17 protein-coding genes are annotated in these 15,066 nt (G+C 44.6%); all 17 read right to left on the bottom strand.

Translation table 11 applies throughout. From position 1 onward, the window contains the following. Nucleotides 1-65 precede the first annotated feature (65 nt). The 17 genes from K5L93_RS19550 to nifN all read right to left on the bottom strand — a co-directional run bounded on the left by K5L93_RS19550 (nucleotide 66) and on the right by nifN (nucleotide 15,065). Nucleotides 66-482 carry a hypothetical protein gene (locus tag K5L93_RS19550; protein ID WP_220721331.1) on the bottom strand — a complete coding sequence of 139 codons (417 nt, stop codon included), beginning with the start codon at nucleotides 480-482 and terminating at the stop codon, nucleotides 66-68. A 283-nt stretch (nucleotides 483-765) separates the two neighbouring features. Then, the gene (locus K5L93_RS19545) at nucleotides 766-1,155 is read right to left on the bottom strand and encodes a GFA family protein (RefSeq protein WP_444979139.1); all 390 of its coding nucleotides are present in this window, start codon (nucleotides 1,153-1,155) and stop codon (nucleotides 766-768) included. 61 nt (nucleotides 1,156-1,216) lie between these two features. Beyond that, nucleotides 1,217-1,432, bottom strand: a complete 216-nt coding sequence (locus K5L93_RS19540) for a hypothetical protein (protein ID WP_220721330.1) — start codon at nucleotides 1,430-1,432, stop codon at nucleotides 1,217-1,219. 114 nt (nucleotides 1,433-1,546) lie between these two features. Continuing rightward, nucleotides 1,547-1,804: a Sec-independent protein translocase protein TatB gene (gene tatB / locus K5L93_RS19535; RefSeq protein ID WP_220721329.1), complete on the bottom strand. Its 258-nt coding sequence runs from the start codon at nucleotides 1,802-1,804 to the stop codon at nucleotides 1,547-1,549. A 2-nt stretch (nucleotides 1,805-1,806) separates the two neighbouring features. After that, nucleotides 1,807-2,016: a twin-arginine translocase TatA/TatE family subunit gene (gene tatA, locus K5L93_RS19530; RefSeq protein ID WP_220721328.1), complete on the bottom strand. Its 210-nt coding sequence runs from the start codon at nucleotides 2,014-2,016 to the stop codon at nucleotides 1,807-1,809. Between the two features lie 65 nt (nucleotides 2,017-2,081). Then, nucleotides 2,082-4,127, bottom strand: coding sequence for a PhoX family protein (locus K5L93_RS19525; protein WP_220721327.1), 2,046 nt, complete (start codon nucleotides 4,125-4,127; stop codon nucleotides 2,082-2,084). 304 nt (nucleotides 4,128-4,431) lie between these two features. Continuing rightward, a complete protein-coding gene (gene nifM, locus K5L93_RS19520) occupies nucleotides 4,432-5,274 on the bottom strand; it encodes a nitrogen fixation protein NifM (protein ID WP_220721326.1) in 843 nt (280 codons plus the stop codon). Further along, a complete protein-coding gene (locus K5L93_RS19515; RefSeq protein ID WP_220721325.1) occupies nucleotides 5,264-5,728 on the bottom strand; it encodes a nitrogen fixation protein NifZ in 465 nt (154 codons plus the stop codon). The genes nifM and K5L93_RS19515 overlap by 11 nt, the downstream gene beginning before the upstream one ends. A gap of 16 nt (nucleotides 5,729-5,744) precedes the next feature. Then, nucleotides 5,745-6,029, bottom strand: coding sequence for a nitrogenase-stabilizing/protective protein NifW (locus tag K5L93_RS19510; protein ID WP_220721324.1), 285 nt, complete (start codon nucleotides 6,027-6,029; stop codon nucleotides 5,745-5,747). A 17-nt stretch (nucleotides 6,030-6,046) separates the two neighbouring features. Continuing rightward, nucleotides 6,047-7,195 (bottom strand): homocitrate synthase, encoded by a 1,149-nt coding sequence (gene nifV / locus K5L93_RS19505; protein WP_220721323.1) that lies wholly within the window; start codon nucleotides 7,193-7,195, stop codon nucleotides 6,047-6,049. Nucleotides 7,196-7,218: 23 nt separating this feature from the next. After that, complete coding sequence (gene nifS, locus K5L93_RS19500; RefSeq protein WP_220721322.1) at nucleotides 7,219-8,454, bottom strand: cysteine desulfurase NifS; 1,236 nt, start codon at nucleotides 8,452-8,454, stop codon at nucleotides 7,219-7,221. Nucleotides 8,455-8,465: 11 nt separating this feature from the next. Further along, complete coding sequence (gene nifU, locus K5L93_RS19495; RefSeq protein WP_016401554.1) at nucleotides 8,466-9,326, bottom strand: Fe-S cluster assembly protein NifU; 861 nt, start codon at nucleotides 9,324-9,326, stop codon at nucleotides 8,466-8,468. Nucleotides 9,327-9,777: 451 nt separating this feature from the next. Beyond that, nucleotides 9,778-11,793: an RICIN domain-containing protein gene (locus K5L93_RS20225; RefSeq protein WP_220721321.1), complete on the bottom strand. Its 2,016-nt coding sequence runs from the start codon at nucleotides 11,791-11,793 to the stop codon at nucleotides 9,778-9,780. Nucleotides 11,794-12,407: 614 nt separating this feature from the next. Then, on the bottom strand, nucleotides 12,408-12,845 hold the full coding sequence (locus K5L93_RS19485) for a SoxR reducing system RseC family protein (protein ID WP_220721320.1): 438 nt from the start codon (nucleotides 12,843-12,845) through the stop codon (nucleotides 12,408-12,410). A 13-nt stretch (nucleotides 12,846-12,858) separates the two neighbouring features. Continuing rightward, complete coding sequence (gene fdxB / locus K5L93_RS19480; protein WP_152784799.1) at nucleotides 12,859-13,164, bottom strand: ferredoxin III, nif-specific; 306 nt, start codon at nucleotides 13,162-13,164, stop codon at nucleotides 12,859-12,861. Between the two features lie 33 nt (nucleotides 13,165-13,197). Beyond that, nucleotides 13,198-13,668 carry a NifB/NifX family molybdenum-iron cluster-binding protein gene (locus K5L93_RS19475; RefSeq protein ID WP_016401558.1) on the bottom strand — a complete coding sequence of 157 codons (471 nt, stop codon included), beginning with the start codon at nucleotides 13,666-13,668 and terminating at the stop codon, nucleotides 13,198-13,200. An 11-nt stretch (nucleotides 13,669-13,679) separates the two neighbouring features. Then, nucleotides 13,680-15,065: a nitrogenase iron-molybdenum cofactor biosynthesis protein NifN gene (gene nifN, locus K5L93_RS19470; protein ID WP_220721319.1), complete on the bottom strand. Its 1,386-nt coding sequence runs from the start codon at nucleotides 15,063-15,065 to the stop codon at nucleotides 13,680-13,682. Nucleotide 15,066: the final 1 nt, after the last annotated feature.

Here is a 15,066-nt window from a genome sequence, read left to right as displayed (position 1 = left end):
TTTTTGCCGCGCAAAAAAGGTGACAGTGGAAATTTGTCCGGTGCAGCCGCTTGTTACAAGTTGGGTCATGCGAAGAACTCTATTACTTGCTTATCTTCAGCAACGATATGATCAGTAATATGGTAAACGTCCTTGATCCAAGGGTGCTGTAGCGCCTCTTCGCGGTTAACAATTTTCCCTAAGAACTCTACATGACTCCAAGGTGATTCTTCTTTATCTGTGACGGTTACTGCCCAATTGTCATTGTTGTCCCAGATTTTCACAGCGAAGGCGGTACGCTTTTCTGGCTCACCACCTTCACCCCACTCACCTAAGCCTATTAAGGAGTATGCAACTTTATCCTCATGGCCGTCAGTGAATAGAACATAGTAAACAGCGAAAGCATCACCATCTTGGTATACGAAGCGCGTTAATCGAGTGGTCGTATTACCACAACATTCACACGCTTCTAATTTTGGTTCTTCGAATTCAATTTCGATCATTGCTCAATACTTAAGACTTGTAACAGCTTATTAATATGAAAAATTCCTTGTTTAAACACGGAATTTTTCCTCTTATCATACATTTTATAAAATCAAGGTTATCACCTTTCCTAAGCTACATCAGCCACCTAGCTCGAAAAATAACAAAAACATCAGCATGAAAGTATGCAATTACTTGTAGAAAGTAGGAATCGCAACAACACTGTATATAAAAACAGTTGTCGTGAGCTTTTGGGGTTTACGCACCAGACAGTTAAAAAGCTAAAACTACTGGGGATTTAGACTAAGGAGCTTGTTCCTTAAACTGTGGAACACCGTCGGGTATCAGTTCCCAGCTGGCTTTTGAATCAACGTAAATATGGCGACTTAGTTTTATATTGGGGTCGCCGTTTATGCAGCCTAAGGTTACACCATGTACTTCTTCTTGATATACACCTACTAAGGTAGAACCACATTTGCTGCAAAACTGTAAACCAAAACCCTGTTCTCCAATGTATGAAGTAAGCAAGTTTTCGCCTCTTAGCCAAGAAAACTCGCCAGCTTTAACTAAGGCATAAGCAGAGGCTTGGGCACTAAATGCTTTGCGGCATCGGGAACAATGGCAGGAGCGAGCATCGTGTAACTCGCCCTCTATTTGGTATTTAATTGCACCACAAAAGCATTCTCCGGTAATGGCTATGGGCGCTCCTAAATTATCGTAAAGTTATGGTTATTGGCATGTGCTTGCTGCGCGTTTAGGCAAACAGCTCAATTAGTTTAGCGATTTGCGTTATTGCCAACAAACCACCACACACTATAAGTGTAGTGCCGGTAGACGTGTCGTTACTAGATGCTGAATTACCTGCAGAACTTTTGCGATCTCTTAATACCTTGCCCCACACGACTAAGGCAACAGCACACAAGATAATAGTAAGATGTATGGCTAAGCTAGACAAAACCTCAGTTTCCACTCGGTATCCTTAACAGCAGTGATTGGCTAAAAATTTAAAGCCGCTTTGCTTTGATGAGAACGGCAGCGCCTTAGCTTAATGCCTTAGTCGGATATAGTAAAAGCTTAGCTGAACTTACTTGCTCGTGTCTTTGTTGACCAAAGGCGCAGAGGATATTTTGGTAGGTACTTTAACTTGTTGGTTAAGCGTGTCTTTTACTTCGCCTAACTCAAGCTCTTTCTCAATTTTGGTGGATACCTCTGCCATGGTGGTTTTAGCTTTGTTGTACCATGCAAATCCAGTGCGCAAGGCATTAGGTAGGCGTTGAGGACCCAATATAACGAGGCCCAAAACAGCAATAAGCAAGATCTCTAAGGAACCAACATCAAACATGTTTAGCTACCAAGTTGCTTATTATTGTCGCCCTGCTCTGCGCTTATTGGGCTACTCACATTTTGTTGCGCATTATCTTCGCTCATCGCTTGTTTAAAACCTTTAATGGTAGAGCCTAAATCCCCACCCAAGCCTCTTAAGCGTTTGGTTCCAAACAACAAGGCTACTATTACGGCAATAATTGCCAGTTGCCACACACTAATTCCAGCCATTTCTTCTTCCTTAAACTATTAATAAAACAGGCCCGTTTGGGCCTGTTATATGTTTCTAGAGTTAATTACACACCTAACTCGCCACCGTCGGCTTTGCGAATAGCCACAACCGATGCGCGAGGACGAAGATCCATGCCTACTGGCGTTTCTTCTGCTGCATTGTTGCTGTAAGGCCAGTTACCAGGATGCTGGATAGACACAAACATGGTGGTGTAATCTGGGCTAATGGTAAAACCGGTAACTTCACAGCCATTAGGGCCAACAAAGAAACGACGTAATTCGCCTTGGTTATCGCTGTTAATGGTGTCTGCGTTACCGTCTGCGTCTTTAATCGCTGAAGGAACTACCGCTAGCATTTGATCGTTAGTGTAGCTAGTCACTTCATCGGCGCCGTTATCGGTTTGAATCCACAAAATACCGCGATTATCAAAGGCTAAGCCATCTGGGCTAGCAAACTGGTTAAACTCGCTTAGGCCAGATAAGTTGGTGGCTTCGTCACCGTCGGCTGGAGAGCCAAATACAAAGATGTCCCAGCTAAAGTTGGTAGCGGCCTCGCCCTCATCCCAACGGATAACGTGACCAAACTTGTTGTTTAGGCGTGGGTTTGCAGGGTTGGTACCAGTGGTTTCATCGCGGCGCGTATTATTGGTTAGAGTTAAGTAAACAGAACCAGTAATTGGGTCTACCGCACACCACTCTGGGCGGTCCATTTGAGTTGCACCCACCAAGTCTGCTGCACCGGCAGTGTTTAAAATAATAGCTGCTAAAGAGTCAAAGTGATCACCCAGCGTGCCGCCATCTGTGGTAGCGCCATCTAAGGTTAACGGCAACCAATGGCCAACACCGTCGGCATCAAATTTAGCCACGTATAAGGTGCCTTCGTCCATGTACTTATCGCCCATGGCTAAACGGTCGCTAGCTTCTGCGTCTGCTGCATCCCAAACTGCGGTAGACACAAATTTGTACATGTATTCAAAACGCGAATCGTGACCAGAATAAAACACAATCGGCTTGCCAACTTCAAGAGTACCAAAGGTACAACCTTCGTGGCGGAAACGTCCTAAAGCGGTACGTTTAACCGCGCGCGAATTAGCTGTGTAAGGGTCAATTTCTACAATGTAACCGTGGCCGTTGGCTTCATTACGGTAGTCGTCCATGGCGCTTGCACCACTTGGTGTTACGTTAAAACGAGAGAACTCGTCTACACGCTCATCGGCGTGCCCCGCTAGGGTTTCCCAACCATAACGCGCAGTGCCAGAGGTATCTAAACCAATTCGGTCTTGCTCTGCAGTGGTGGTACCTAAGTTGATGAAGTAACCAGGCCAGTTTTCTTCACAAGTTAAGTAAGTACCCCAAGGCGTGTAACCATTACCACAGTTGTTTAAGGTACCACGTGCTTGGCTGCCATCTGGCGAGAAAGGAGTAACTAACAAGCTTGAGTTAGCTAATGGACCAGAAATGTCCATAACCGTTGCACCAGTGTAACGGCGGTTTAATGGATCGTTTTCTACCAGCATCCATTGGCCATCTTCTTGCAACTGAATACGGATAACACTTACACCGTGAGCGGCAATTTCTTTACGAACTTGATCAACACTGCTGCGAATACCGTTTTCATCTTTGTCACTGCCATTTTGATGCAAGGCATTTTGGTCGATGTACTCATGGTTTACTGCTAGTAAGCCATCTGTACCAGAATCATTTAATGGGAAGAAATGTAAGCCATCGTGATGCATTCCCATAGCGTTGTTTTGATCAACGGCATCGTTAGTGCCGTCATCTTTCCAAGCTTCTGCCATAGCATTGATTGGCTGGCCCCATGGCGCAAGTACTTGAGCGGTGTAACCTTCTGGAACACTTACTGCGTCAATTTTTGAACCAGCAATAGAGTTAAAGTTTAAGCTAGCACTTGGAGCGGCAGCACCACCGCCGGTAGTAGAGCTAGAAGAATTACAGCCAGCTAAACCAAAAGCGCCAAAGGTAGCCATAGCGCTTAGGCCAAGACCACCTTTTAGAATTTTACGACGAGACATGCGAACATCTAATACTTCATCAAAGGTTGGGTTGTTACTTTTATTGAAGCGAGTTGGGTTAAATATTTCCTTGCTCATTTTTGCTATATCCTAGTTGAGTACTCTCTTTGTTGTGCGGATTAAGCTAAATGGCAATTGTTACATTTGAGTTAAGTTAAGATTTCAGTTTTAGTGAATTATGTAAGCATTAGGTGACCAGTAAGTAGACAAAAAATGTGTAAGCGGGAGACTTATACTACCTCTTAACAAGTAGACCAAGTTAAACAACACATTAGCCAATTACGCGACAGTACAATTAGCATGATTAACTATTGCTGAGCAAATGCCTAAATTTTAATATTACTTTGATTAATAACTACGTGAGCATGTTGTCTACACAGGATTAGTTTAAATTTTCACCTTTACAAGCGCGGCTTAACCAAACTCTCTGTTGCTGTTTTTGCGCATGTTCATACAGGGATTGCTTAATTTTGGCTTTTGCATCATCAAAACTCACCCGATGCTCTGGGTAATGCTGTTTACACCATAATAAGTGGTAGCCCATGCCAGTATAGATTGGTTGGCTAAAGCTCTCGCTTGGCATGTTAAACAACACCTCATCTAGTTCGGGTAACAGCTGTTGCCTAGATACTAGCCCTAAGTAACCACCGTTCACTGCTGTTGGACATTCGGAGTGGCGCTCTGCCAGTTTCTCGAAGTTGTCGCTAGTGACTTTATTGGCCAAGCTTTGAATTCGGGCTCTAGCCTGCTTCGGAGTATTCTCCTTAAATTGTTCGTTAATGGTTAACAGAATATGATGTGCTTCGCGACGTTCTACTTGTAAAAACTTGTCGGGATGGCGCTGATAAAAGGCTAAGGCCTGCTGCTCTGTAACCTCGGGAATATCTTTGCTTATATAGGCAAGCACCGCTTCACTGCTAAGCTCGCTACGTAGCGCCTCGCGCAAGCCCAGCTCAGAAAGCTGATTGGCTAACAGTGCTTGTTCAAAAGCTGCCTCAGATTCAAAATTTTGCTTAATTAAAGCAATAGCTTTATCTAGTTGAGGCTCATCAACATACACCTTTTCTGCCTCTTTAGCCGCAAGCACCTTTTGTTGAATGCCAATGGTTTTGCTCACTACCCGGTTTAACTCTACTTGCTGCTCTTCACTAAGTTGATCGGTATTTAGATCAAACAAAGCGATGCTGGTTTTCATTGTTATATAAGCGTGGCTGCTATCCAACATAGGCAGGCTCCTCTTCTTTTAAAGCTGCGAGTGCTCGCTCCGGTACTTCTACATCTAACTCACCGTATTGAATCCGATAACAAGGATCTGTTTTTGGTTTACGGCGCACCGCTAGTACATCTACCACGCTGCCTTTTTTGGCAACAACTTCGCCCTGTTGAGACAAACTAAGTGTTAACGCTGCTTTGTCGCCATACTCAAACTGATTAGGTTGCCAAACTAACTCGGCATCTATTAGCTCATGTTCTTTGCAACCAATGATTAAGCCTCGATTAATAAACTGCACCTGATACACAATTTGGTCTTGTAAGTAATATCCCGATTGGCGTACATAGCCAGTAGCGCCACGGCGCACTAACAAAGCGCCTTTTTTACAGCCTGGGAAACTACCGTCGTTGCGAATATTTTCAACCACTCTTACTTTGCAGCCATATCCAAATTTTGCTGAATTCATCTGCTATACCTCTTTATTAACAGCCTTCACAAGCGTCGCAACTAGGCACTTGATGTGCCAATACAACGCCCTTTTCCAATAAACAATAGGCTTTGCTCACAGCAGCTTGGTATTCGCTATAACTGCTTGAAGCCTGTTTCGCCAATACTTGCTTAAGTAGGCGCATAAACAACACCCGCTTTACTCGAACTAAACCTGCTTGATAGTTAACGCCAAAGTAATTGAGAAAGTCTTCGGCACTGGCAAGCTCGTTAATGCCCGCAAGATCAGCAATTTGACTCTTGGCTTGATTCTCTAGCATCTACGCTCTCCTTAGCCTTAAATACCCACGGCGTCTAAGCGCTGATTAATGCTCTGCCGATAAAAGCTCAATAACTCTTTGGCATTAGGGCTACGTTTGTTAACTTCTGCCCATGCGCTTAATACCGAACGTAATGCCTGACATTGAGCAAAATTAAGTGCAATGCCTAAATCTTGATAAACCGATTTAATGGCAGCCACACCAGAGTGTTTACCTAATACAACGCTGTGTTTTCGGCCGATAATCTCTGGCGCGAAAGCTTGGTAGTTATTGGGATCTTTGAGCAAGCCATCTACATGGATGCCAGACTCATGAGTAAATACCTGTTTGCCTACTATGCTCTTACTAAGGCCAAGCTTACGGCCAGAAGCCTTGGCAACTAACTCACAAATAGGGTTTAGCGATTTTAGATCTACTGCAGGTATCGCCTTATTGCCGGCTAATTGGGTAACATTTAGCGCCATAAGCACTTCTTCTAAAGCGGCATTACCGGCCCTTTCTCCTAAACCAATTACCGTGGTATTAACCGAATCGGCGCCGGCTTTAACAGCAGCTAAGGTATTCGCTGTTGCCATGCCTAAATCGTTATGCGCATGCATTTCAATTTGTAGGTCACTACGCTGCTTAAGGCTACTAATAAACACTTCTGTAGCAAAAGGGTCCAACAAACCCAGAGTGTCGGCAAAACGTAGCCGCTTAGCACCAAAACCTTGGGCTTTCTCGGCAATAAGATATAGCTCATCTAAACTGGCGCGTGACGCGTCTTCCATGCCAACACAAACTTGCAAGCCAAGCGCTAAAGCCTGTTTAATGCCCTGTTCTAATTGGACAAAAAGCTGAGCAGTAGAAAGTTGTAGCTTAGATTCGCGTTGCTGTTTAGACGCTGGAATAGATATGTCGAGCAGATCTAAACCTAGACCATTTGCCAGCGAGATATCATGCTGGTGTAAACGGCTCCAGCCCATGGTTTTTGCATGCTTAAGTTCATCACAAAGGGCTTTAATCACTTCCCGTTCGGAGTCGCCCATTGCTGGCACGCCAACTTCAAGCTCAGTTATCCCTGCTTGCTCCAAACTGGTGGCAATGGCAAGTTTCTCTTCGCCATTAAAAGCCACCCCAGCGGTTTGCTCGCCATCACGTAAGGTAGTGTCATTAATGATCAGCATAGTGAGTCCTTTTGTGTTAACACCTAGGCATAAACCGGACTAAAGCTTTCGCTCGCTGGCTGATTGGTAGTCACATCCCAATACGGCGATAACATGCGAAGCTTTTCAACAATTCCGGGCAGTACTGCTAACACTTGGTCAACCATGGCCTCGGTAGTAAAGCGAGAAAGCGAGAAACGAATCGCGCCATGCGCCGCGGTATAAGGAATCTCCATTGCCCGCATTACGTGAGATGGCTCTAAGGAACCTGAAGTACACGCCGAACCAGAGGATGCGGCAATACCGTGTTGATCTAACATCAACAATATCGACTCACCCTCGACAAATTCAAAAGCAATATTGCTGGTATTAGGTACGCGGTGTTTTGGGTCGCCAGTAACAAAGCAATTAGGAACTCGCGCTAACAAACCCATTTCTAGGCGGTCACGCATCAGCTTTATGCGCGCGGAGTCTTGCTCGATAGATTGTATTGCCAGTTCGGCAGCTTTGCCTAAACCTACAATTCCGCTGCTGTTTTCGGTACCCGCTCGACGCCCCCGTTCTTGGTGGCCACCACGCAATAGCGGTCTAAACTTGGCGCCGCGGCGTAAATACAAAGCACCAATGCCCTTAGGTGCATGAAACTTGTGACCAGAAATAGACAATAAATCTATGCCACTATCAGCAACTTGAATTGGCAGCTTGCCAGCCACTTGTACAGCGTCGGTATGAAAAACGATACCGTGTTGTTTTGCTAACTCGGCCATACCGCGAATAGGAAACAAACTACCGGTTTCATTGTTTGCCCACATAAAGCTTGCAACGGCTACGTTTTCACTTAGTGCGGCTTTGTAGGCTTCCATATCTAAACGGCCACGTTGATCCACGCCAATCCAATGAATGGTATAGCCTTTGCGCTCAAGCATTTGACACAGCTGTAAGGTAGCGGGATGCTCGATAACTGACGTAACAATTTCTTTTCGCTTAGGGTAAGCCTCAACCGCTGAGAGGATCGCGGTGGCGCTGGCTTCTGTTGCACAAGAGGTAAAGATCACCTCACTAGCATGGCTTGCGCCGATAAGCTTTTGAACCTGCTCCCTAGCCTGTTCAATCGCCTGACCAACTTGGCTGCCAAAGCGATGTATAGAAGAAGGATTGCCATAAAACTCGCTAAGAAAAGGTAGCATTTCTTGTAACACTGCTTGGTCCACTTGCGTGGTGGCGTTGTTATCTAAATACGCTAGCTCGGTTTCGGTGGTTAAGGTGGTTAAGTTACTCATGCTAATGCTCCTTACGCTAAGCTAGCTGCGCCAACGGGATAAACAGTAATGGTTTCGCCAAGGGCTTGGCTGATCTTTTGCTCGATCATCGCAAGTGTTCCCGCAGACAAACCGCAACCAGAACAGGCACCAGTTAACGATACAAACACCATGTCATCATCTACATCAGACAGCTGAACATCACCGCCATCGGCTTGTAGCTGTGGGCGAACTTGCTCCAGTGCTTGTTCAATGATTCTTATCCGCGCCACAATGCTAGTGGCAGCCACAGGGCTTGCTTTTGCTACTTCAGGCTCCGCCAAGGGCGCACCTAGGCATTCTTCTAATACCCACTCAATTTTTTCATGGCAGGCAGCACAGGCCCCGCCTGCTTTGGTGTAATTGATAACCTCATCTAAGGTCTCTAGTTTGTTTTGCGCAACCACCCGCTTGATAAGTGCATCGTCGATGGCAAAACACTTACAAATCAATTCACCTTCTTCGTGTTCTTCCGCTACTTCTTCGCCGCGATATTGAGCAACTGCAGCATGCAAGGCTTCCATTCCCATTACTGAACAATGCATTTTTTCTGGCGGCAAACCGTCTAGGTAATCGGCAATGTCTTGATTAGAAATGCTCATTGCTTGGTCGATGGTTCGGCCGATGATCATTTCAGTTAAAGCAGACGAAGAAGCAATAGCGCTACCGCAACCAAAGGTTTGAAAACCAGCATCTTCTATCACGTCACTATCAGGATTCACTTTAAGGCTTAAACGTAAAGCGTCACCGCAGGAGATTGAACCCACATCGCCAATAGCGTTTGCATGGTCGACAGCTTTAGCATTTTTAGGTGTGAAGAAATGCTGTTTAACTTTTTCTGAATAATTCCACATACGCTACCCCACAATGTTTTATAAATTGGTAGTGGCGATAACCCGTTGCTAAAGACACATACTGCCTAAAACTGAGTGTTGATAAGCCATTGGGAACCTAGAACACAGCGTTTCTTGCTCATTGGCAGCAAACTCATCAACAACGGGTTATCTCCCAACTAAACTATTGCAAGTGAAGTACCGGATAAGAAAAGTAAGTTAAAGCACTGTATTTATTAGCTTATTTACTTTATCACCACCCATAATCACTGTGAGTTACATCACATTTAGGTAGCCTTGTAAGATTTGCGACATCACATTGTTGGCTTAAACGACAATTTGTAAACCAGCGATCCGGTTTTGGGATACAAACAACTCTGGCTTCGCTCTGCTTAATGCTAATTAGAAAGAAAAAGAGCTTAGCGTTGCCGATAAGCTCTCTTTGTTAACGCGTAATAAGTACGCCTATAGTTTATTCGTCAACGAGCTTCCAAGTACGGATCCAATCAACCTTCATGGTGTTGTTGTTATCGTTAAGCAAGTCTGTTTTTTGCGGCAAACCACCTACCCAACTTGAGTCTTGGCTCCATAAGTCCCAAATAACAAACTGCTCTAGGGTAAACGGCTGTTGTGTAGTGACTTTATTAACCGGTTCGCCGTTTAGATAAAACTGTACAGTGTGTTCATCTTTCCACCAGGCACCAAATACATGGTAATCATCTGTCCACAACACACCTTGCAAGGTGTTTTCATCTGACAAATCGGTACGGTTGTCTGAGTTACCATGATTTCTTTCGGTAGAACCATCCTTAGCAATAAAGTACTGAGAGTTCATCTTCCACGGGAAATCTGGCTGACAATTACAGGTAGGAACCGGGTTAATTTCAATAATATCGATTTCATCTCGATTATTTATATCGCCGTTGTTTAACCAAAAAGTACTGTAGGCAGAGATATTGGCCACCTTAATGCGGCTCTCTATGTACATAGGAAACTTAATTTTGGCAACTGAACGTACCCGAGAAGTTTCGAACCACTGATTAGGGCTATCAGCATTTAAGGTTGCTTGTATCCACAGATTACCATCCGACACACCCGAGTTTTTGTTCAACATGTTTACCGGGGTATTGCCATAGTTCCAGTTGGTTTTTATCCATTTAGCGCTATTCCAAAACTCAAACTCATCGGACAAACTTTCTACTTTTTCCCAGCGCTTGCCTAAGGGGGTAGTATTGTTAAACGATACAAAGCTTGGCAAGTTAGCATCAGCGGTATTTACATCTATTACTCCAGGAGAGTTTGGCTCACATCCGGTGTTATCAACGGTAACGCCAGGAGGTGTGTTAGGACACTGATCGACATCATTGCTGACACCGTCATTGTCATCATCAAGTTGCGATTGCGCACAGCCATCTTGATTTACCGGCTGGTTGGCTGGAGTGTTAGGGCATAAATCATTTACGTCGAGTACCCCATCACCATCGCTATCTAGCAAAGGTGGGTCAACAGGGTCTGTAGGTTCGCCTTGCCATTCCAATTTAAACGACGCTAAGTTCCACTGCCAGTCATTGCTACCCAGCGCGTGAATACGTAACTTTTGCGTGCCGGCCGCTAAAGACACTTCGTTAGCTGCGCTAAGTTCAGTAAAATTGTCCCAGCCATAAGCAGGTACCGACGCTTGAGCGTAAGACACCCAGCTGCCATTTTCTAGTACTAAAAGCTCAATCACTGCGTTTGACGTAATCGCTGTTCCCACATTAAAAGTAACCTGGTACTTTCCTGCGCGGTCAATATCTACCTTGTAGTCTACAAAGTCGCCGCTATTAATGTAATTAATCGCTTGCTGCCCCGCTACGCTGTAGATGCTTACTGGGCTTTGCTGATTATCATCAAAACTGCCACCTTGACTTACGAAGTCTGCGGCTTGAACCGTAATGGTGCCACTAGGATCGCTAGCAACATTTTCATCAAAGATAAAACGAAACTCTTGGTTAGGATGGTCGGCTAAGCAGGCCCATTGGTGGAACTCTGAGCCTTTTTCAGTATATGCACCCGCTACGTCGAGGCATTTTTCGGTGGCACGGTTTTTAAGTTTAAACCAGCCATTATTCATATCTTGCAGTGACCATTGCTGATTAGCACTAGCATCTGCACAAGTGAGTTGCTGAATACGCGCGCCGTTTGCAGAGTCACTATTCGCAACCTCTAAACACTTTTGGCTTGTCTTGGTTTTAATACTGTAAAAACCCTCACCTCGCTCAACAAACTCAAGCCGTTGGTTGCTGTTGTTTTCGCCGCAAGTCCATTGGCTAAAACCTGAAAAATTAGCAGTATTTCCCCCGGTCAAATCGATGCACATTCCGCTATGTCGAATCTCAACATTGCGAAAATCTGCATTACTTACAGTAACGGCATGCACAGCATTGCTTGCCGAACAAGCAAACGCCAAGGCAATGCCTAGCGAAAGATTATTTTTACGAATCATCATATATTCCATTATGTTTTGGCTAATCACATTTAGTTCAAAAACCGAACAGTAGCCTAGAAACACAACAAATGAAAACAAAAAATTAGCTAATAAAAACAATCAATTAAATTACAAAACCACAATAACTGTTAAGCCATAAATAGTACTTAATAAAGCCATTTATAAAGTGAGGAGTAGATCATTTAAGTAAACATTTTCAAAAATATTTAGACCTAATTTAGCGTGAATAAAGAGGAGGTTTTTAAGTATTATATTAGGGTCTGTTGATCTTTGGTGTTGAAATTTTGTTCGAGATAAGCGGGCTTTAATCGCGGCGAGCACTTAGAAGCCTAGTGGGCTAAGCAAGAAGTGCTTAACAAAGAGTAAAGTTCGCTTATCCGACCCCTTCGGGCAGCATTTCTTAGCCATTTATTCAGCGTTAGCGAGTGATGATTAAGCCCACTTAACTGCACACTCACTGCCTTGCCTAAATGGCTAAAAAATTGCTGCAAAAACCATCAGCAAAGATCAACAGACCCTAGTTATTATCTAAAAAATAATTTCGCTTAGTTACTGATTTACAGCAAAGACCTAGCAGCGACAAGCATGCGCAAACACTGTTCGGACTGGCAGTATTACGGTGTGGGTTTAAGCGATAGTTTGTTGCGTAGCTCAGAGGCTAAACCACGCGATAAGCGTCGACTTACCAGCAAGCCCAATACAAAACCCAAACAAGCAAAACCGGCACAGGCAATATCAAGTACAGATGGTGTAAGAAAATACAGTAGCTGATTGGCCAGCAGTGCAAAGCTAATTAAACCAAGCAATGCAGGCATTAAGGCTGCCAAGATAGCTTTGAGGAGAAAGCTATCTTGGCAATTAAGGGTAATGTTTTGACCAAGTTCTAAACCTTGAGTAGCAGAGAACTCCGCATTAAGTAGGTTTGGTGATTCTGGATTAACGGTTAAGCAACTACTCTTACTGGCGCACGAACTACAAGCACTGGCGCGCTGCCCTTGCAACACAACCTTGCCTTTGTCGACACTAATTACCTGCATGCTTACCTGTGCCATAGCTACTACCTCTTTACACCAACGCACTGGCAGGCGTATGGGTATGGCAATTTTTGGCACAAACGGTAGAGCAAGCTGCACAGCCGATACAATCGCCAGCGTTGGCTAATTCCATCACCATTACTACGTCGTCTTCATAATCGTCAAAGGCTTCATCGTCTTCGTCAATTTCACGCTCAACTAGATCAAATACGTCGCGAGGACATACTTTGTAGCAACGCCCACAGCCTATACAAGCATCTTGATCTAGCGCTGTTACAAATTGTGGCTCCCAGGGCGTTCCGTCGCGAGTTAAGCCCATGTATGTTTTATCACTCATTATTTTTTCCTTATTTTGAAAGTTAATCTTGCCCTACCAGGGCTCGTCTAATAATTCGTTGAGACGTTGCTCTTGTTGTTGCGGGTCGAGGTTTTGGGAGTACATCCAAGGGAGGGGTTGATGTACAAACTGCAAGTGAATGTCGCCTAACAACACACTTAGCTCGGTGTCGCTATCAACCATTAAACTGCAAATCCCCTGCTGTTTAAGCAACTCGTTTGCGCTATGACCACAAGCATTGCTAAAAACTGCGGCGCAGCCAGCTAAGGCATCAATTCGTTGTTTTAAACGGCCTTTGTCGTGACCTGGTTTTGCCTGGTCAAACTGTAGAGCCTCTAACAGTTGAATGTGGTGTTCACCAAAGCCATACACCAAAAAGGTATGGGCACTGCCAAAATGCTGATCGACACAATGTTTACTTTCGCTGGCAAACGCTACTTTAAAAACATGTTCACGCTGCTGGCCATCTTCAATCACTCTTAGTTGTCTTTGCATCGCATTCATAATTTTTACCTCTAGCTACTTAAGGCTGGCTGAGTACAGCTAGATGGTTCAAAGCGATAGCTACTTTTATGGGCTGGTACTTCATCTTGATGGTTTGCTTTAAGTAAATTAGCCATTGCAAACAAGCGTTGCCGCGCTCCTTCATAGCCCACTTGCAAAATATCACTGTTACCAAATCGGTCGTGACAAGGAAATCCCGCTCGTAAAACAGGCGTAAGCGGTTCGCACATGTTGGCGCAGTGGGTATTACCTACAATCAGTTCACATTCGTTTACGCAAGGTTCTAGATCAGACAAATCCCCTACCACTACGCTGTTTGTTTTTAGCTGCGGTAAACTTGTCACATTAAGCGTGGTAACCACTCGCTCAACACTTGCACCTACCTCAGAAAAAATCTCGCAATAACCTGCAGCAAGATCTGGCTCAAGGGCAATGGCCACTTTGGCGTCACTTAACAAAAAGTGGCTATCGAGTAAGGCATCTTGCAGCCGTTTACGCTGCCGAGTAATCCATTGAGGAACGGGCTTATTAGACAGATCGGCAAGTTTCATTACCAATTGGTCGGTCTGCTGCATGCCCATTCCTGTTCCCATGAATAAACTTGGTACTTGGTAATGCCTTTCTAGCACACTTGCAGCTGGCAGCATCGACTCACCAAACACCAAACTTGCTTTACTGTGAATACAACTAGCAAGCTGACTTAAACCAGTACCACCTGTGGAAGTGACCGAAAAGTCGTCGTCGGCTAAGTGCCCGTCTAAAGAATCGCTAAGATTGGGTACTAACACCGGGTTAAAACCGAAGGCTTCACAATAGCGGGCAATTAACTCTAAATCGCCGCTAGTTAAGGCACAGGACACAAAAACATTTAGTTGCTGAATGTTTGAATCGAGTTCTTCCACACTTAGTTGCTTTTCTACTAATAACTGCTGCATGCAGGCTTCGATGGTACTGGCAAACCCACTTTGCATAGACCCAGTAAAATCTGGAGTATTTACACTTACAATCCTCTTGTTAGAAAACTGAGGATGTTGCGTTTTAAACTCTCGCACAACCCTAGTTACATCGCAGCCCTGCATCTCGGTTAAACCTGTTGTCATCACTACGATAAGTGCTGCTTGGTGCTTTTCGCACAGTAATTTAAGTGCACTTGATAAGTTGTCGTCACCGCCCATCACCGCTGCGATGTGATCAATGGCGGTGTTTTGTAGCGGAATGGGTTCTCGGTAATGTTGAATCAAATACACTTTTGCGAACGCCCCGCAGCCCTGCGAGCCGTGCATTAAAGGAATTGAGTTATCTAAACCCATACATGCCAATGTAGCGCCAGTGGCTGCACTGGTTTTTAAAGGTTGCTCAACCAATGCGCTGCGTTTAACTGATACTTTATTTGTCATG

The organism is Agarivorans litoreus (assembly GCF_019649015.1).
Taxonomy (GTDB): domain Bacteria; phylum Pseudomonadota; class Gammaproteobacteria; order Enterobacterales; family Celerinatantimonadaceae; genus Agarivorans; species Agarivorans litoreus.
The sequence above is the reverse complement of the archived record's forward strand: the minus strand, read 5'-3'. Positions and strand labels throughout refer to the sequence as shown.